Annotated in this window: 19 protein-coding genes; 9 read left to right on the top strand and 10 right to left on the bottom strand. The window is 61.7% G+C overall.

Features of this window, described 5'->3' with window-relative positions:
* Positions 1-39 precede the first annotated feature (39 nt).
* Positions 40-735, bottom strand: coding sequence for a DUF2270 domain-containing protein (locus D1227_RS05145; protein ID WP_233349812.1), 696 nt, complete (start codon positions 733-735; stop codon positions 40-42).
* 59 nt (positions 736-794) lie between these two features.
* Positions 795-1,580, bottom strand: coding sequence for a hypothetical protein (locus tag D1227_RS05140; protein ID WP_119404082.1), 786 nt, complete (start codon positions 1,578-1,580; stop codon positions 795-797).
* Positions 1,581-1,674: 94 nt separating this feature from the next.
* Here D1227_RS05140 and D1227_RS05135 point away from each other — a divergent pair, with 94 nt between their 5' ends.
* The 3 genes from D1227_RS05135 (at position 1,675) to D1227_RS05125 (ending at position 5,587) form a co-directional block, all read left to right on the top strand.
* Positions 1,675-3,072: an endonuclease/exonuclease/phosphatase family protein gene (locus tag D1227_RS05135; RefSeq protein WP_119404081.1), complete on the top strand. Its 1,398-nt coding sequence runs from the start codon at positions 1,675-1,677 to the stop codon at positions 3,070-3,072.
* Between the two features lie 119 nt (positions 3,073-3,191).
* Positions 3,192-3,554 (top strand): BlaI/MecI/CopY family transcriptional regulator, encoded by a 363-nt coding sequence (locus D1227_RS05130; RefSeq protein ID WP_119374515.1) that lies wholly within the window; start codon positions 3,192-3,194, stop codon positions 3,552-3,554.
* Positions 3,551-5,587, top strand: a complete 2,037-nt coding sequence (locus D1227_RS05125) for a M56 family metallopeptidase (protein ID WP_119404080.1) — start codon at positions 3,551-3,553, stop codon at positions 5,585-5,587. Before D1227_RS05130 ends, D1227_RS05125 begins: the two co-directional genes overlap by 4 nt.
* Before the next feature lie 64 nt (positions 5,588-5,651).
* Here D1227_RS05125 and D1227_RS05120 read toward each other — a convergent pair whose 3' ends face one another.
* Together D1227_RS05120 and D1227_RS05115 are read right to left on the bottom strand one after the other, a co-directional pair.
* Positions 5,652-6,338: a PepSY domain-containing protein gene (locus D1227_RS05120; protein WP_119404079.1), complete on the bottom strand. Its 687-nt coding sequence runs from the start codon at positions 6,336-6,338 to the stop codon at positions 5,652-5,654.
* Between the two features lie 84 nt (positions 6,339-6,422).
* Positions 6,423-7,109, bottom strand: coding sequence for an NUDIX domain-containing protein (locus tag D1227_RS05115; RefSeq protein ID WP_233349814.1), 687 nt, complete (start codon positions 7,107-7,109; stop codon positions 6,423-6,425).
* Here D1227_RS05115 and D1227_RS05110 point away from each other — a divergent pair.
* Positions 7,108-7,854, top strand: a complete 747-nt coding sequence (locus D1227_RS05110) for a sulfite exporter TauE/SafE family protein (protein WP_119404078.1) — start codon at positions 7,108-7,110, stop codon at positions 7,852-7,854. The genes D1227_RS05115 and D1227_RS05110 overlap by 2 nt on opposite strands.
* A 67-nt stretch (positions 7,855-7,921) precedes the next feature.
* On the opposite strand, the gene D1227_RS05105 is transcribed toward D1227_RS05110, so the two are convergent.
* The 3 genes from D1227_RS05105 to D1227_RS05095 form a co-directional block, all read right to left on the bottom strand.
* On the bottom strand, positions 7,922-8,563 hold the full coding sequence (locus D1227_RS05105) for a porin family protein (RefSeq protein WP_119404077.1): 642 nt from the start codon (positions 8,561-8,563) through the stop codon (positions 7,922-7,924).
* A gap of 270 nt (positions 8,564-8,833) precedes the next feature.
* Positions 8,834-9,166, bottom strand: a complete 333-nt coding sequence (locus D1227_RS05100) for a hypothetical protein (RefSeq protein ID WP_147373264.1) — start codon at positions 9,164-9,166, stop codon at positions 8,834-8,836.
* 58 nt (positions 9,167-9,224) lie between these two features.
* Positions 9,225-9,689, bottom strand: a complete 465-nt coding sequence (locus D1227_RS05095) for a nucleoside deaminase (protein ID WP_119375227.1) — start codon at positions 9,687-9,689, stop codon at positions 9,225-9,227.
* A 63-nt stretch (positions 9,690-9,752) separates the two neighbouring features.
* Here D1227_RS05095 and rsmD point away from each other — a divergent pair, with 63 nt between their 5' ends.
* The gene (rsmD, locus tag D1227_RS05090; RefSeq protein ID WP_119404075.1) at positions 9,753-10,313 is read left to right on the top strand and encodes a 16S rRNA (guanine(966)-N(2))-methyltransferase RsmD; all 561 of its coding nucleotides are present in this window, start codon (positions 9,753-9,755) and stop codon (positions 10,311-10,313) included.
* A gap of 7 nt (positions 10,314-10,320) precedes the next feature.
* On the opposite strand, the gene D1227_RS05085 is transcribed toward rsmD, so the two are convergent.
* Positions 10,321-11,367, bottom strand: coding sequence for a patatin-like phospholipase family protein (locus tag D1227_RS05085; protein WP_119404295.1), 1,047 nt, complete (start codon positions 11,365-11,367; stop codon positions 10,321-10,323).
* A 47-nt stretch (positions 11,368-11,414) separates the two neighbouring features.
* On the opposite strand from D1227_RS05085, the gene D1227_RS05080 reads away from it, so the two are divergent.
* The 3 genes from D1227_RS05080 to D1227_RS05070 all read left to right on the top strand — a co-directional run bounded on the left by D1227_RS05080 (position 11,415) and on the right by D1227_RS05070 (position 13,781).
* A complete protein-coding gene (locus D1227_RS05080; RefSeq protein WP_119404074.1) occupies positions 11,415-11,882 on the top strand; it encodes an NUDIX hydrolase in 468 nt (155 codons plus the stop codon).
* A 69-nt stretch (positions 11,883-11,951) separates the two neighbouring features.
* On the top strand, positions 11,952-12,881 hold the full coding sequence (locus D1227_RS05075) for an aspartyl protease family protein (RefSeq protein ID WP_147373263.1): 930 nt from the start codon (positions 11,952-11,954) through the stop codon (positions 12,879-12,881).
* A gap of 114 nt (positions 12,882-12,995) precedes the next feature.
* Complete coding sequence (locus tag D1227_RS05070) at positions 12,996-13,781, top strand: SDR family NAD(P)-dependent oxidoreductase (RefSeq protein ID WP_119374506.1); 786 nt, start codon at positions 12,996-12,998, stop codon at positions 13,779-13,781.
* Positions 13,782-13,793: 12 nt separating this feature from the next.
* Here the strand turns inward: D1227_RS05070 and D1227_RS05065 are convergent, their stop codons facing one another.
* Entirely contained in the window at positions 13,794-14,126 is a 333-nt protein-coding gene (locus D1227_RS05065) for a hypothetical protein (protein ID WP_119455259.1), read from the bottom strand.
* A gap of 170 nt (positions 14,127-14,296) precedes the next feature.
* Between D1227_RS05065 and D1227_RS05060 the strand changes: the two genes are divergently transcribed.
* Positions 14,297-15,280 carry an NAD(P)H-dependent flavin oxidoreductase gene (locus D1227_RS05060; RefSeq protein WP_119404071.1) on the top strand — a complete coding sequence of 328 codons (984 nt, stop codon included), beginning with the start codon at positions 14,297-14,299 and terminating at the stop codon, positions 15,278-15,280.
* A gap of 3 nt (positions 15,281-15,283) precedes the next feature.
* Here the strand turns inward: D1227_RS05060 and D1227_RS05055 are convergent, their stop codons facing one another.
* Positions 15,284-16,255, bottom strand: a complete 972-nt coding sequence (locus D1227_RS05055) for an aldo/keto reductase (protein WP_119404070.1) — start codon at positions 16,253-16,255, stop codon at positions 15,284-15,286.
* Positions 16,256-16,369 lie beyond the last annotated feature (114 nt).

Below are 16,369 nucleotides of genomic sequence, written 5' to 3'. Positions count from 1 at the left end.
TGCCCGGAATAGCAATGGACTAATGCGGCAGGGCCGGAATCAGGCCGGAAAATCCTCGCCCTTGAGGTAATCGGACATTCGCGAAGTATCCCGTTTCTTCTCGCGATAGGTCCAGATCGTGATCACTACGAATGCGACCAGCAACGCTGTGCCCGCAGCCAGGACAAGCAGCCCGGGAACCGGCCCGATATGGGCCCGCTGCAACATCTGGTCGATGGTTACGGCCTCAATCGGGTGAATCCAGATTTTCGCGATGTAGGCGGCATACTGGATCATGAATATCCAGAGATAGTTGCGCCGCAGCCGGTGGCCGATGGCCTGCCAGGCGGAGATGTGAAAGTCCGGCGTGACATAGTCATCCGAAAGCGCTGTTCCCCGGTCGAGCGCGATGTCCCCCCCCTTGCCGCGCAGGATCGGCACCATCAGCGCCAGCTCCAGCAGGCGCGCCCGGAACTTCCAGGTCATGAAGTAACGGTAGCGCCGCGCCTCCAGGAAAAGGAACATGATGGTCAGCATGCCGACCAGCGGAATCGGGAGCGGCGAGGCTGTCGCCGTCGCGAAACTGACCGACAGCGCAATGCCGGTCGACACGACAGCCCAGTTGGTCGTCATATCAAGCCGCTGGCGCCAGATCGTGGAGCGGTAAACCTCCGCCCGGTACAGGTGGGCAAGCGCGCCTATTTCCTTGGCGCCGGATACCGGTTCAATCAGTTCACTATCAATATCATCTGTCACGCGGGCGACTATACACCCGAGTCGCACAAATCGCGAGAATGTCTTTTGACTTTAGGGCATTATCCGTCGCACGCCCCGAATTCCGCAAGGAATTCTATCCCATCGAGGGCCTGGCGGATGGGCCTGGTATCCTCGCTGCTGGCCCCGGTCATGATAGCGGTGGGTAGTCCAGCACGGTCCCCTGTAATCCGGGCACGCCAGAAGGCATATCGGATCGCATCCGGCGCGAGAGTCATCATGCGCGCGGTGTCGAACGTCTTGAGGTCGCAGCGCAGTGCTGCAAGCCGTGCGGCCGCATGGGCAAGGTCTCCGGCCTCGAAAGCCTCGGCAGAGCGTGCCATCTCCAGGAGGACCTCGTTGAGTCGCCAGGCAAGGCCATCCTGAGCGGCAAGCTGGCGAGCTGTCCCATCATCAAGCCCGAATCCGGCGGCGCGCTGTCCCGCAGCGAGCAACGCTTCGGCACGCCCATAGCGAAGCGGCCCGGACTTTGCCCGCGCAGCCTCCATCAGCGCTTCAATGCCGCCAGACTCGATCAGATCCTTGGCGGCTTGCCAGCCATAGTCCGGATATGGGCCGGTGTCGGTTTGCTGTTTTGCTGGCGCCTGCGGCATCCGGCCGGCGATCTCGGTTTCGAGCGCATCGCCGCCCACGCTCTGCGCCGTGCGGAGCATGTCGGGGCGAAGACGCACCCGTTTGTCTTCCGGCAGCACGGCGGCCGCTTCAGCGGCGCAGCGCACCAGCCCGGAAAGCGTGGTATCCTGCCCGCAGACGGCCCCGGACTGCGCCCCGGCGAACGTGACGGCCAGAATTGCGGCAAGGGTAGCGACGATCGCGGTTTTGAACATGCCATCTCCTGCCATGGCTTGCCTGAACGTCCAATGAGCGGTTTTGATCTGGAACAGGCTTGTCGAATCGCGCCAGTCCTGACCCGCAGGCTCAATGGCTGCGGGCCAGCTGGCAGGCCATGAAGGGGACAGTATGGTCCGGTATGCCGATCTTCGGGATCCCGATCTCTTTACCGAGGACGAGCGCGACTGGGTTTCGCGCCGCCTTCTGGACCTGCGCGCGCACATGAAATCGCCGCCGGGGATCGGCATTCCATCGCGGACACGCAACTCCAGCCTTATCATCGGCACATGGAATCTGCGCGACTTCGACAACAACAAGTACCGGCATGGTCCGCGCCGCCGCGAAAGCCTTCTCTATATTGCCGAGATCATCTCCGGCTTCGATGTCTGCGCCATTCAGGAGGTCAATGAGAATCTCGACCCCTTGCGCAAGGTCATGGAGATCCTCGGGCCGCAATGGGACTTCATTGCCACCGATGTCACAGTGGGGTCATCAGGCAATCGCGAACGGATGGCTTTTGTCTTCGACCGTTCGAAGGTCCATTTCCAGAATGTCGCTGGCGAGGTGGTCCTGCCGAAACACGCCCTGCTGCCGGATGAGCAGCAATTCGCGCGCACGCCCTTTCTGGTCCGCTTCCGGGCTGGCTGGTTTCATTTCACGCTCTGCACGGTCCACATCTATTTCGGATCGGATGAAAAGAACTCCGACCGGTTCCAGCGCCGCGTCGCTGAAATAAAGCATATTGCAGAGGAGATGGCCCGGCGGGCAGACCGCGAGGACGAGAACTACATCCTGCTGGGCGACTTCAATATCGGCAACAAGATGGGCGCGACCATGGATGCCCTCACGAGTGCCGGCTTCCAGCTGCCGCCGGAGCTCTTCCCGTCCAATGTGCTGGGCGACAAGTATTATGACCAGATCGCCTTCCGCACGCGCAAGGACAAGGTAACCTTTATCAATGCCGGCGCCTTCAACTTCACCAAGTCGCTGTACCTGCCGGAACACTACGACCACTACGCCCCGGTCCTGCCAGAGCGCCATCGCGAGCTGAAGGAGAACGGCACGCCAAAGAGCCGCAGCGAGGACAAGGACTATTACCTCTCGCGCTGGCGCACCTGGCAGATCTCGGATCACCTGCCGCTCTGGGTCGAGCTGGCGATCGATTTTTCCGACGAGCACCTTCAACACAATCTGTCGGCCGCTGCCCAGCAGGAGGGCAAACCCGCGCAGCTGGAAGTCGTCGAGGAAGAAGACGGCACCATCAGTACGCTGGTGCCGCCGGCATCCGACCATGCAGAGGTCAAGCGCCGCCGCAAACGCAAGTCGCCTCACATTCCCGGCAAGGAAAAGGAGGGCACGGCGCGCGTCGATGGAAAACTGACACTTGGCCTGGCGTGGAAGATTTTCTGGTTTGTCGCCACCGGGAAGGCAGAAAAGGTCAGAAAAATGCGCCAAGAGAAGGCAAAGCAGGAAAAAGAATCCCCTTGATGCCTACCGGCGCAATTTCGTCCCGCCGGCGCATAAAAAAATTTCACATTTCCCCTATTGACCACAATTGTAATCAAACGTATCGACTACAACCGTAGTCAATGAGGGATGTGGATCCGATGCAGATCACACCGGCTGAACTTGAAATCATGAACGTGCTGTGGGACCAGCCCGGCATCGGCGCGAGCGAGATTGCCGAAGAGTTGAAGGACGACAAGTCCTGGAACATCCGCACGATCAAGACCCTTGTCGGACGCCTGGTTGAGAAAGGCGCGCTGACGACCGAGCCCGATGGCCGGCGCTATCTTTACCGCCCTGCCATCAAGCGGGGCGACTACCAGAAAAAGGCGGCGAAACAGTTCGTCGACCGCATGTTCGGCGGCCGCGCTGCGCCGCTGGTTGCCCATCTCGCAGATTCCCGGGGGCTGACCCCTGAGGACATTGCCGATCTTGAAGCCTTGTTGGGGGAACTCAAGAAATGAACGCGCTCAACGACATCAGCCCACTGCTGGCAAACGCCCTGCAGACAAGTATCGCCGTCACGGCGCTGATCCTGCTTGTCCTGCTGGTCCGCAAGCCCTTCGCCCGGAACTTTGGCGCAAAATCCGCCTATGCCCTGTGGCTCGTTCCACTGGCGCGGCTATTCATGCCCCCGCTCCCGGCCAATACTTCTCTGTTCGGCTTCCTCGCACCAACGCAGGACGCTCCAGAAACGACGGAAGTTGCCGCACCGCACTGGATATCGGCCCGGGTGGATACACAGGTAGAGGTGCCAGCGCCTGCCGAATTCCCGCCCGTTGTGAAAGTCGACTGGGCGGCTGCGCCCGAGGCTGCGGAACCCGGCATGATGGACGGCATCATCGCGTCGCTGCCGTCCATGCTGATACCGGTCTGGCTGATCGGGATTACCGTTATGCTGGGTCTTGCCTGGCGCAGGCAGGCGATCTTCCACCAGCTGATCCGCGACGATTCCTCGCCGGCCAGCGATCCGGTGAACGAGATGACCCATGAGATCGCGGCCCAGCTCAAGGTGCGCCGCAGGTTCGAGGTCCGCACAAGCCTTCTCAATGGCAGTCCTCTGGTCACCGGCTTTCTGAAGCCCGTGATCCTGCTGCCGGAATGGTTCGAGGCTGATTATTCCCCGCGCGAACGGCGTGATGCACTCACCCATGAGCTCATGCACATCAAGCGCGGCGACCTTCTGGCCCTGCACATCGCCCAGATCATGCTGGCCGTGCAGTGGTTCAATCCGCTGGCTCATGTTGCCATCCGGGCCTTCCGGGTGGACCAGGAAGCCGCTTGCGACGCTGATGTACTTCGGGCGGGAACATCATCGGCGTTCTCCTATGGCCGCACCCTCGTCAAGGCAGCCCGCCTTGCCGGACCGGCCGACACCGCGTTTTCGGGCGCGAACCTCACCCTGGCGCATCCCATAAAAGAAAGACTGATACTGATGCAAAATGCCGCCCCTACCCTTCGCCGCCGCCTGCTTGGCTCGACCCTCGCGGTTACCATCGGCACGGCTGCGATCTTCGCCACCGCTTCCTGCGCCGCGTCGGCCTCCCCGAAGGACCAGTCCCCGGCCGAGCTGGCCGGTGGCGACGAGAGCGAGGTTCACGTCGTGAAGGATCATGAGACCCGCGTTTACCGCTTCTCCTCTCATGACGGAGACGACGACCGGCAGTTCGTGCTCCTGAGCGATCCGTTTGAAGCGCTCCAGCCACGCCTCGACAGGGTTCACAAGCTGGACCTGTCGGATCTCGAGGACGAGATGAAGGTTCTCTCGATCGAGATGAGCAAGATCGGAGAACTTGAGGGGCTCAAAGTCCTGCAGGACATGGACCTTTCCGGACTGGCATCCCTTTCCGAACTGGAAGGCCTTTCGGAACTCGAAGGCCTGGCAGAACTGGGAAACATGACGTTCGACTTTGACCTCGACTTTGACGGCTTCGATATCGAGACGGTCGAGACCGATGATGGCATCAAGATCATCATCCCCGACCAGGAGATCTTCATCTCGAAGCTCGACGGAAAGAACTTCGAAATCCAGATCGAGAAGGCTGCCGCCCTCGCCGAAGCCCATGCCGAACGCATTGAAGCCATGGCGGAAGCACAGGCCGAGCGGGCTGAAAAGATCGCTCTGGTGATCGAGACCCGCATGGAAGACAAGGCCGAGCGTATGGAAGAACTGGCCGAACGGATGGAAGCGCGCGTTGCCATGGCCTTCGAGGACGGCCTCGAGGACGACCTGGAAGCGGCCGGCGAGGTCGTGGAAGATCTGGCCGACCAGTGCGAAGACCGGGACAGCGACGAAACTTCACCGGTTATCGTCAGCACCCGCGGCGAGGATGGGCAGATGTACCGCGCGCTCTGCGTCGGCGGCGACCGCTCGCGGCTCGAGGACGAAGACGTGAAGGGCTTTGTTGCCAATCACCCGGCCCTTACCGACGCCGAGAAGGAACGCTTCACCCAGCAGCGCTCCTATTCCTTCGAATTCTCCTGGACAGACGACTGATCCCTTCGAACCGGATTTGATCACCAGGACCCCTCTGGCCCCCGCCCTCTGGCGGGGGTCTTTTTTATCTGAGCAGCCGGCCTGCCATGGCGCGATGGACGAGCAACCCGATGCCGAACAGCACGGTAGTCAGACCGAGAAAGGCGAAGAGCTTCAGCCACCAGGAATCGAACCGGTCGTCGCCCGTCACATCCATGATGTGAAAGCGCCACAACACATCGAAGATGCGCCACTTTCCGGTTCGCACAGCCTTGACCTCGCGCGTGTCTGGATCAACCCAGAACGTCGCCCGGTCGGCCCCATCGAAATCGACCCGCCAGAGCGGTTTGCCGGAAAAAGCCTCGCGCGGTGGGCGCTCGACAAGCTCGACACCGGTCACTGCGCCATCGCCCGCCCAGGCCGCTTCAGCGATGGCGCGCACGGCGTCAGCATCGGGCGCCGGCAGCAGCGAACCTGACCGGGCGTCGAATAGCTGGCTGCCGCTTTCGGAGGCGGCTTCCCAGACCGGTTGCCCCAGGATCTCCCGCAGCTCCAGCTGCTCGACCGGACCCGAGAGCGGCGGCGGTACAATGCCCGCAAGGTCAGCCGCGTCCATTGACGCGGGCTCTTTACGCAAGTGTTCGCCGCGGATCTGTTCGATCGGAAAGAGCGTGAAGAACAGTCCACTCGCGGTCCAGAACAAGAGCTGGAGGCCAACAACGAGACCGACAAGCTTGTGCGCCCTGGCCATGCGCCGCGCATTCCTGGACATCACAACACTCCCGGCTGGATTACAATGAAGGGCTTCTGCCGGAGACACGCCGGCCCCGTCGAGGTGAAGCAAGCATGCACCGGGTCAGACCAGCAATCGCGACACATCGGCAGGCAATCGGCCTTCGCGGGCCTGCGCAAGCGCTGTCAGCACCATGAGATGGGTGAACGCATCCGTCACCTCGCCTGCCAGGCACATGGCAACGAGCGTCTTGATCGAGACCCGGCGCAGGGCAAGTTCCTCGCTCGCTTCGGGTTGCGCATCGCCCTCAGACAGTCCCCAGGCAAGGTAACCGATCGCCCGCTCATCACTGACCGAATTCGACAAGTGCCAGCGCCCGATCTCATGCCAGTGCGCCGCCGACAGGCCGGTCTCCTCACGCAACTCACGCCGGGCTGTTCCAAGCGGCGGCTCGGATTTGCCGCCGCCGCCCTCAGGCAGCTCCCAGCTATACTCATCGAAGGGAAACCGATGCTGGCCGACAAGCCAGGTATGGCCGTGCTCGTCGACCGGCAGGACGCCAATCGCGAGATTGGCATACCGGACGACGCCATAGGTTCCGGGGTCCCCGTTCGGATGGGTGACATGGCTGGACTCCACCCGGACCCAGGGGTTTTCGAACGACACTTCCGTGCGATGGACCTTCCACGGGCCAACTCTTCGTACATCATCCGACATGCGAGCGAGCCTATGACCGGAATTCGGATCCGAAAAGCCCGGAGCTGAGCGATGCTGGCGAATCGCGCGGCGATGGCCTATCGCCTGAGCCATGACATGGATCAGTGCCCTTATCATTCTCATTGCGACACTGATCACAGCGTTTGTTTCGGGCATCTTCGGCATGGCAGGCGGGCTCATCCTGATGGGCGTGCTGACGGCGATCCTGCCCGTCGCGACAGCCATGATCGTGCATGGCGCGATCCAGATGGTGTCGAATGGCTGGCGCGCTTTCCTGCTGCGCAAGCATATCAACTGGCGGATTTTCGCGCGTTACACGGTCGGTTCGCTGGCGGCCGTCCTGCTTCTGATCGTGCTCGCCTGGCGCCCCGACAAGACCATTGTCTATCTCCTGCTCGGCCTGACACCGCTGATGGTGTGGGTGCCGAAGGCCATCATCGATCTTGATATCCAGAAGCGCGGTCAGGCCGAGGCGGCCGGTTTTGTCGTGCAGGCGCTGAATACGCTGGCCGGCGTCGCTGGCCCGCTGCTCGACCTTTTCTTCGTGCGCACGGACATGACCCGACAGGCCATCGTGGCCACCAAATCGGCCACGCAGGTCCTCGCGCATCTCGTCAAGATCGCCTTCTGGAGCGCGCCTGTCGTGGCCTCGGCAGGCCTTGCCGCCATGCCGCCGCTGTGGCTGTTTGCGCTTGCCATCCCTCTCTCGATGACCGGCACGTGGCTGGGCGGGCTGGTGCTGGAGCGGATGAACGACGTGAACTTCAAGCGCTGGATGCGCTGGCTGGTGACGGCAATTGGCGTCGTCTATCTCGCGCGGGCCGCCGGTTGGTTATAGAGCAAAAAAACGCCGGCCTCTCATTCTGAGAGACCGGCGCCGTGCGATATCGCAAGGTGGTCGAGTGCTAGAACTTGTAGCCAGCACTGATCATGGCGGCATGGGTATCGGTGTCGCCGAAGCCATACCATGTGTAGTCGCCACGCAGGACCCAGCTTTCTGTCAGGTCGAACTCGGCACCGGCACCAAGCGCGGCGCCGTCTTCTGAATCCTCAACGGTGGTGAGATCCGTCCCACCGGGTGTGGTGACTGTCGCGTCGAGATCGACAAAGGCATAACCGGCGCGCGCAAACACATCGAGCTTGTCGCTGACCGGCATGGATGCCTTGCCGTAGACGCCGACCAGATAGTTCAGGCCGATGTCGCCGGATGCGTTGATCAGGTCGTTGAAGTCACCATCATTGTTGTCGTCGAGATTGAAGTCATCTTCATCGACATTGTAGTCGAACTCGCCATCGTCGAAGCCCGTCGTGATGTCGCCTTCAAGGCTGAAATACGGGCTGAACTGATAGCCGGCACGCGCCGTGATGGCATTCGTATCGACGCCGGATTCGGCGCCGTCCGGCTGGATGTCGAGATAGCTGTAGCCGCCTTGCAGATAGAAGCCGGTGTCTTCTGACCCGGCTGCATATCCCTGCGCCTGTGCGGCACCAGCAGCAATCGTCATCGCGCCTGCTGCGCTGGCTCCGATGAGAAGATGTTTAAGCATGGGAGGTTTCCTCATTCTGAGTTGCTTATTTGCCCCGGCCCGGAGACCGGAACTGGAACCCAAACGAGGCTGAAACAAGGCACGTTCCCACGTGTACGAACACGCAGCTGCACATGTGGCAGTTGAGCATCACTTTCTGTATTTTAATTTAAAAAATACAAAGCCTTAATACACCTTGCGAGGCTCAGGAATGACGATCGATTCAGGGCCGCATACTGCTGTCACAGGCAGTGGGCGCAAGTCATCCATGCCTCCGTGCCGGAAAGACTCTCAGAGACCGCCCGGCTGTGCCTTCCTGCATTCCACGCAGGACAGCTTGCCGATTTCGAGACGCAACGGCCCGGGAGAAACCCAGCTGAGCATGGCCGGCTCAGGCGCATCGACGACGGCGACAACCAAGGAGCAGCCGCCCGCCGTAATCGTATAGGTATCGTCCCCGATCGTGCTGATGCTGTCGATCGGGCGGCTGCCAAGCGCCGCCTCGACTTCTGCGCTCGAAATGATCAGCTGAAGCTCTCGCTGCCTTTCGGACTGCGGCGGCAAGGCGGCCTGGGCGGCGAGTGGCACAGCCAGGAAGCCGGCAACAACAAGGCTCATTCTCATGATTTCACCCCCACATCGTTCAGCCAGACGTGGAGGGTGTTCGAGAAACGCACTTTTATCAAGTCAAACGACGGGCGCGGAAGAATTCGCGAAGCAGAGTGGCCGCCTCCGGGGCACTTGTTTCGTCCTGAACGATTTCGGGGCGCCAGTGACAGGTCGGCTGTTCGAAAAATCGTGGCCCGTTCAGCACTGCCCCGCCCTTTTCGTCAGCCGCAGCAAAGACCAGCCTCCCGATCCGCGCGAAGCTGATCGCGCCGGCGCACATCGCACACGGCTCCAGCGTGACGTAGAGGGTCGCGCCAGTCAGTCGGTAATTCCCCGCGGCCTCACATGCCGCACGAATGGCGGCGATCTCTGCATGAGCGGTCGGGTCATGCGTCGCGATGGGTTGGTTACGTCCCTCACCCAGCACAGTGCCGGTTTCGGAATCGCAGACAACCGCCCCGACCGGGACTTCTCCTGCCTCAGCAGCGAGGCGCGCCAGGTCCAGCGCGCGTTGCATCATGTCATGATCCCTGCTCATCAGCATCGCCATACACCGAAGCGTGCTTTCCTGCACAGGGGCCCGGTGCTATGGCCGCTTCCCATGCGCATCATATCCGGACGCTTCAAAGGCCAGCCGCTGGCAGCCCCGAAAGGCCGAAACACGCGCCCGACATCCGATCGGGCACGCGAAAGCCTGTTCAACGTGCTCACCCATGCGAGCTGGGCACCGCCGCTGGAAGGCGCGCGCGTGATTGACCTGTTTGCCGGGTCCGGCGCGCTTGGCTTCGAAGCGATGTCGCGCGGGGCGGCCTTCTGTCTCTTTGTGGAAACAGATAGCGCGGCGCGCGGAACGATCCGTGACAATGTCGAAGCCTTCCAGCTGTTCGGAAACACCCGCATCCACCGGCGTAGCGCGACGGACCTGGGGCCGAAGCCAGCCGGCGTCGGTTCGCCCTTCACCATTGCCTTCCTCGACCCGCCCTACCACCAGGGCCTGGTGACGCCATGCCTGGATAACCTGCTTGCGGGCCAGTGGCTGGCCGCTGACGCCATCGCCGTCGTGGAGACCGATGCGAAGGAAACCTTCGACCACGACGGCTGGGAGGTCCTCGACGAGCGCGAAGCTGGCAAAGCAAAACTGACCATCCTGAAACCGGCCTGAGCCCGGTTCAGTCGTCCAGAAAGTCCTGATGGATATCCAGGCTCGACTGCTTGCCGACCTTCGGTTCGCAGGTTTCCAGCCATTCCTCGGCATAGGCGCGGCCCTTGTCGCGAAGACCGGTCAGGAAAGACCAGCTCGTATCGTACTTGGACTCAAGGCGCAGGGTGCGCAGGCTCTCACCGCCCCGGATCGCATGGATGTTCACCTTGCGATAATGGCTACGAACCGTCTTCGCGAGGAGGTTCTGGTTCAGCAGCTTCTGGACGAAGGCAATCGCTCGCAATTCTCCCAGCAGGGACGCGTTGAAGGTGATCTCATTCAGCCTGTCCTGGATCTCACCGGCCGTTCGCGGTGTACCCGGCCGCTCGATCGGGTTCAGCGTGATCAGCACGACATCGCGCGGTGCATCCGAATAGAAGAGCGGGAACAGAGAAGGGTTGCCGAGATACCCGCCATCCCAATAGGGCACGCCGTCGATCTCAACTGCCTTGAAGGTGTGCGGCAGGCAGGCTGAGGCCAGCACAGCGTCAAGCGACACCTCACCATCCTCGAAAATCCGGACCTTGCCGGTTTCAACATTTGTCGCGGCGACGAACAGGCGGAGGCTTGATGCATGGACAGCGTCGAAATCGATCTGCGACTCGACCGTTTCGCGAAGCGGATTGATGTCGAATGGATTGAGATCGTAAGGGCTGAGGAAGGAGGTCATCGCCGCCGCGAAATTGTGCGGCGTCCAGGCCTTGAACGGGTGGTTCTGGAACATGCTGGACGCCGCGCTCGTCGGCATCAGGGCATCCAGAGGCGCCCCCCGGCGGGAAATCTCGCGCCAGAAGGATTCCAGCGCCTCACGCGCCCCGGCAGGTCCGCCGCGCTCAAGCCCCGTGATGTAGGCCACTGCGTTCATGGCGCCCGCCGAGGTTGCCGTCATGGCCCTTATGTCCAGGGTCTCGCATTCGCTGAGCCGGTCCAGAACGCCCCAGGTGAAGGCGCCATGGGCCCCACCACCCTGCAGGGCGAGACTGACAGGCTTGGGTTTGGGGACAGACCGCGCCATAAGGCCTCCTTCCAGATTGCCCATAGGAAGTGCTGCGAGGACACTCAATGACAAATGCCCGAAACCGGCCGCAACCTGTCGACGGCCTACGTCCGCAAGCGGCCGTGGGGGTTGTATGCATAAGGGACGGGCAGGTCCTCCTCATCCGGCGCGGAACCCCGCCGCTGACAGGCGAATGGTCACTGCCCGGCGGACGGATCGAGCCGGGCGAGCCGGTTCGCAACGCTGCCCTGCGCGAGCTGATGGAAGAGACTGGCATAAAGGCGGAGATTGCCGGGCTCATCGATGTCGTCGATGCGATCGTCGAGAACCGGGAAAGGACGCTGGTTACCCGTCACTATGTGCTGACCGACTTTGCCGCGCGCTGGCTCGAAGGGGAGCCTGTCGCTGGTGACGATGCAGCAGATGCGCGCTTTTTCCCGCTAGCTGAACTCGGCTCGCTCGGCCTCTGGGATGAGACCGAACGGGTTATCCGGGCAGGCGCGCGCCTGGTCGCCCAGCTTCCGCATGACTGAAAAACGTGCTAGTCTACGGATGTAGCGCAAACATAACAAAACAAGCGCACAAGGGAGGATCGGCGTGCCGTGACACGTATCCTGTTCAGTCTCGCCATATTGGCCGTGACGCTATGCGCCACTGCACAGGCGAACACGAACGAGGAAATGAACATCCCCATCGAGGTTACCTCCACCGGTCATCTCGTCGTCGACCTGACACTGCATGATGGAGAGCCCGTATCGGCCATTTTCGATACGGGGGCGACCTTCGCCATGGTGGGTGGCCGGACGGCTGCGCGGATCGGTCTGATCGAAGACGAGAATGGCCGGCTGATCGATATTGTCGGCCTCGGCGTCAAGGGCACCTATCCGGTGGTTGATCTCGGCCCCGTCCGTTTCGGCGGTGCCGACAGCGGTCCCTTGAAGGCAGCGCTCAACAGGGACTTCAGCCTGAAGCCGACCGATACCGTGTTGCCTGCCAGGTTCCTGCCGCACCGGACCCTGGATTTCGACTTCGAGAAGGAAAGCCTGTCGGCCTACGATTCCCGGCCAAGGCGCGTCTACCATTCCACCACCAGCCGATTGCCCGTGACGTGGATTCACGGCCTGCCCTTCATCAAGGTCGAAGTGAACGGGAAGTCTGGCCTTGCCCTGGTCGACACCGGCGCCAGCAATACCTTCATCAACAGCGCATTTGCCGACAAGGCCGCGCGGGCCGACAAGGATTTCGGGCTGATCGAAGTGACCAGTTCCACAGGCGTGGTGAAGCCCCTTCGCATCCTGTCGAGCCGCAGGTTCACATTCGGTGATTTCAAGATGCGCCACTTCGAGGTGATCGTGATCGATCCCGCCTTTCTCGAGACTGTCGGTCTTCAGGACCAGCCGATCATGGTCATGGGGCTCGACATCCTGCAACATTTCCGCCTGCAGCTCGACAGGGACGGTAATCGTCTCCACCTCAGCAAGCGCGACCGCCGCGTCGCCAAGATGCCGAGCCTGTTCTTCGACTACAACTGAACCCTGAGGACTGCCCGGGACCGTCTTCCGCGGATCGGCGCTTTCCGTTCCGTCAATATTGTAAAGACGAGGCGCTTCTTCCTTTATGCCGTCCGAAAGACAGGGAGTTTCCAGATGGCATTCGCACCATTCGATCTGACGGGCAAAACCGCACTCGTCACCGGCGGCAACAAGGGCATTGGCCTTGGCATGGCTGAAGGACTGGCCGCGGCCGGCGCAAACCTCGCCATCTGGGGGCGCAAGGAGGCCGACAACAAGGCGGCGGCCGAAAAGCTCTCTGGCATTGGTGCGGGTGAAGCAAAGGCCTGGACCGTCGACGTCGCAGACGAGCAGGCCGTCATCGAAGCCACGCAGGATGTGGTAAAAACCTTTGGACGCATCGACACCTGCATCGCCAATGCCGGCGTCGGTTTCTCGGCGCCCTCTTTCCATGAAATGACCACCGAGATCTGGCGCAAGAACATGTCCGTCAATCTGGACGGCGCCTTCTGGACGCTTCGCGAGAGCGCGAAACACATGGTCGCCCGGTCGAAAGAAGGCGATACAGGCGGGTCGCTGATGGGAACGGCCTCGCTCGGCGCGCTCATGGGCGCCCCGAAGAACGAAGCTTACACCGCCACCAAGGGCGCGCTGATCACTCTGATCAAGGGGCTTGCAGTCGAATATGCGCGCTATGGCATCCGCGCCAATACGATCCTGCCGGGCTGGATCGCGACCGACATGACGGCCGGTGCCCAGTCGAACGACAAGTTCGAGACGCATGTGATCAGCCGTGTACCGATGAAACGCTGGGGCGAACCGGAAGATTTCGCCGGGGCAGCCGTCTACCTCGCTTCAGATGCGTCACGGTTCCACACCGGCGACACGCTGCTGATCGATGGCGGATACGTGCTCTTCTAGAGCCGGGACGCCTTATTGCGGCTGGGTTTCGGTTTCCGGCTCCGGCATGCCGTCTTCCGGCACTGACTGGGGCTCGGTACCGGTATCCGGCGTGATCGGTGCGTCGATTTCAGGTTCGAGGTCCGTCTGCGTGTCGGGGCTCGCGATGAGTTCCTCCTCAGCGTCACGGCTCGGATCCGGTTCCCGTGTCAGCACTTGTTCGGTGTCGCTCTCATCCCCGGGCATCACGTATTGCGGGTTGTTCTGAGTATCGCCCACCTCTTGCGAGATTTCTTCATCATTGCCGCCACATGCGCCGACAAGGATGAGCGAAGCCCCGGCGAGAATGAAACGTAGTGAGGTCATGATAGCGATCTCCTGTTCTGGCAACGCGACTGCGCTGTTGTGAATTCCTGCCAGGATAGCGTCGCACAGGCCTAAATGTTCCTCTCCTGCAGTGTCCTGCCGCTGCGGGACGGCTTGGCAAACGGGCATCCAGCGGCAATGCAGGTATCAAAACTCCTGGAGGATTCCTGATGACCATCCGCACACCGCTCTGTGACTTTCTTGGTGTCAAATACCCGATCATGCTCGCTGGCATGGGCGGGGTATCCTACGCCGAACTTGCCGCCGCCATGTCCAATGCGGGCGGCTACGGCGTACTTGGCATGGCGGGCACCACGCCGGACTTCATCGAAGGGCAGATGAAGCGCGTGCGCGAACTGACCGACAAACCGTTTGGCGTGGACCTTCTGGCCGCCTCGCCGGAAAGCCTGGAAGCCTCTGTAGACGTGATCATCAACAATGGCGCCGACAGCTTTGTTGCCGGCCTCGGCGTGCCAATGCCGATCATGGAAAAGCTCAAGAAGGCCGGCGTGAAGGTCATGGTCGTGGGCGGCGCTGTGAAGCATGCCATCAAGGCAGAGCAGGCCGGCTGTGACGCGGTCATCCTGCAGGGCGGCGAAGGCGGCGGGCATACCGGCCTTGTCGGCACAATGCCGCTCGTCGCACAGGCCGTCGAGGCGGTGAACATTCCTGTGATTGCGGCAGGTGGCATTTATGACGGCCGGGGGCTTGCGGCTTCACTCGCGCTTGGCGCCGTCGGCGTCTGGATGGGCACACGTTTCATCGCATCGGAAGAGGCACACGCCGCCAATCTATACAAGCAGACCATCGTCTCGGCAGGCGATACCGACACGACCCGCACGCGCTGCTATTCCGGCAAGCCGATGCGTTGCCGGTCCAATGAGTACATTCTCGATTGGGAGAGCCGCCCGGACGACATCCAGCCTTTCCCGATGCAGGCGATCCACTCCACGCAGACCGGCGTCATTGGCGGCATTGGCGGGATCACGGACGAAGCCAAGCTCGACCCGGACAGCTCCTGCTTCGCGATGGGCCAATCGGCCGGTGGCGTGAAGGATGTGCTCCCGGTAAAGGATATTGTCGAGCGCATCATGGCCGAGGCAGACGACGCCATGAACCGCATGGCGGGCTACAGGAGCCGGGAAAGCGTCTGATCCTCAGACGGGGACCTGCACAAGGTTCTTCACCCGCCTGGCATAGAAATCGGCAAGCTGTTCATGCGTGTCAGCCGATAGCGGCGGCAGGTTCGCCGCCGCTATATTGGCGTGGACCTGTGACGGCTTTGACGCCCCTGCAATCACGGTGGAAACGGCGTCGAAATCGAGAATCCAGCGCAGCGCAAACTGCGCCATGCTCCAGCCCTCGGGCTTCAGCGCCGACATCTCCTCCACAAGACCGATGCCCGCCTCGAAGGGGATGCCGGCAAAGGTCTCACCGACGGAGAAGGCCGATCCATCGCGGTTGAAGTGCCGATGGTCGGTTTCGGCAAACTCGGTCTCGCGGGCAAACTTGCCGCTCAGCAGCCCACTGGCGAGCGGGACGCGCACAATGACCCCGACATCCGCTTCGCGTGCAGCATCCAGCAGCTGCGTAGCGGCCTCCTGGCGGAAAACGTTGAAGATGATCTGGAGAGAGGCGATGCCGGGCTGTTCGAGGCATGTATGGGCTTCTTCCATTGTCTCGACGCTGGCGCCCCAGGCACGGCAAAGCCCCTCCTGCTGAAGCGACCGCATCCAGTCGAATATCTCGCCGCGAGCGAGCATTTCCGGCGGCACGCAGTGAAGCTGGATCAGGTCAAGCTGCTCACCGCCAAGCCGTTCGATCGACGACAGCACATGGTCGCGAACCCGAGCCTGCGTATAACCATCGGGATAGAGGTCGGGCGAGCGGCCAACTTTGGTGGCCACCAGTTCGCCCGGTTTCAGATGCGCACCGACGAACCGCTCGCTGCGACCGTCGCCATATACGTCTGCGGTATCGTAGAAATTGATGCCGCCCTCGCGCGCCGCCTGCAGCACAGCTTGCGCCCTTTCATCCTCGATCGGGCCAAAATCGCCCCCGAGCTGCCAGCAGCCGAGGCCGATTTCCGTGACCTTCAATCCGGATTTACCGAGCCGTCTCGTTTTCATGCCTGCTCCTTTGTGACGAATTTGTTAGCGCTAACGTAGGTGATCAGGCGTGCCGGGACAATGGCGGGCATTGAGCTGCGAACGGTCGCCGCACTTGCCTTTCGCGCGCCGACG

The organism is Henriciella mobilis, from assembly GCF_003576315.1.
Lineage (GTDB): Bacteria > Pseudomonadota > Alphaproteobacteria > Caulobacterales > Hyphomonadaceae > Henriciella > Henriciella mobilis.
The sequence above is the reverse complement of the archived record's forward strand: the minus strand, read 5'-3'. Positions and strand labels throughout refer to the sequence as shown.

Coding starts and splice junctions, on each gene's coding strand:
- D1227_RS05095 (WP_119375227.1), bottom strand. CDS start 9,689: ATGAGCAGGGATCATGACATGATGCAACGCGCGCTGGACCTGGCGCGC.
- D1227_RS05070 (WP_119374506.1), top strand. CDS start 12,996: ATGGCATTCGCACCATTCGATCTGACGGGCAAAACCGCACTCGTCACC.
- D1227_RS05065 (WP_119455259.1), bottom strand. CDS start 14,126: ATGACCTCACTACGTTTCATTCTCGCCGGGGCTTCGCTCATCCTTGTC.
- D1227_RS05100 (WP_147373264.1), bottom strand. CDS start 9,166: ATGAGAATGAGCCTTGTTGTTGCCGGCTTCCTGGCTGTGCCACTCGCC.
- D1227_RS05105 (WP_119404077.1), bottom strand. CDS start 8,563: ATGCTTAAACATCTTCTCATCGGAGCCAGCGCAGCAGGCGCGATGACG.
- D1227_RS05055 (WP_119404070.1), bottom strand. CDS start 16,255: ATGAAAACGAGACGGCTCGGTAAATCCGGATTGAAGGTCACGGAAATC.
- D1227_RS05080 (WP_119404074.1), top strand. CDS start 11,415: ATGACAAATGCCCGAAACCGGCCGCAACCTGTCGACGGCCTACGTCCG.
- rsmD (WP_119404075.1), top strand. CDS start 9,753: ATGCGCATCATATCCGGACGCTTCAAAGGCCAGCCGCTGGCAGCCCCG.
- D1227_RS05115 (WP_233349814.1), bottom strand. CDS start 7,109: ATGGCTCAGGCGATAGGCCATCGCCGCGCGATTCGCCAGCATCGCTCA.
- D1227_RS05125 (WP_119404080.1), top strand. CDS start 3,551: ATGAACGCGCTCAACGACATCAGCCCACTGCTGGCAAACGCCCTGCAG.
- D1227_RS05060 (WP_119404071.1), top strand. CDS start 14,297: ATGACCATCCGCACACCGCTCTGTGACTTTCTTGGTGTCAAATACCCG.
- D1227_RS05130 (WP_119374515.1), top strand. CDS start 3,192: ATGCAGATCACACCGGCTGAACTTGAAATCATGAACGTGCTGTGGGAC.
- D1227_RS05085 (WP_119404295.1), bottom strand. CDS start 11,367: ATGGCGCGGTCTGTCCCCAAACCCAAGCCTGTCAGTCTCGCCCTGCAG.
- D1227_RS05135 (WP_119404081.1), top strand. CDS start 1,675: ATGGCTGCGGGCCAGCTGGCAGGCCATGAAGGGGACAGTATGGTCCGG.
- D1227_RS05110 (WP_119404078.1), top strand. CDS start 7,108: ATGACATGGATCAGTGCCCTTATCATTCTCATTGCGACACTGATCACA.
- D1227_RS05140 (WP_119404082.1), bottom strand. CDS start 1,580: ATGTTCAAAACCGCGATCGTCGCTACCCTTGCCGCAATTCTGGCCGTC.
- D1227_RS05120 (WP_119404079.1), bottom strand. CDS start 6,338: ATGTCCAGGAATGCGCGGCGCATGGCCAGGGCGCACAAGCTTGTCGGT.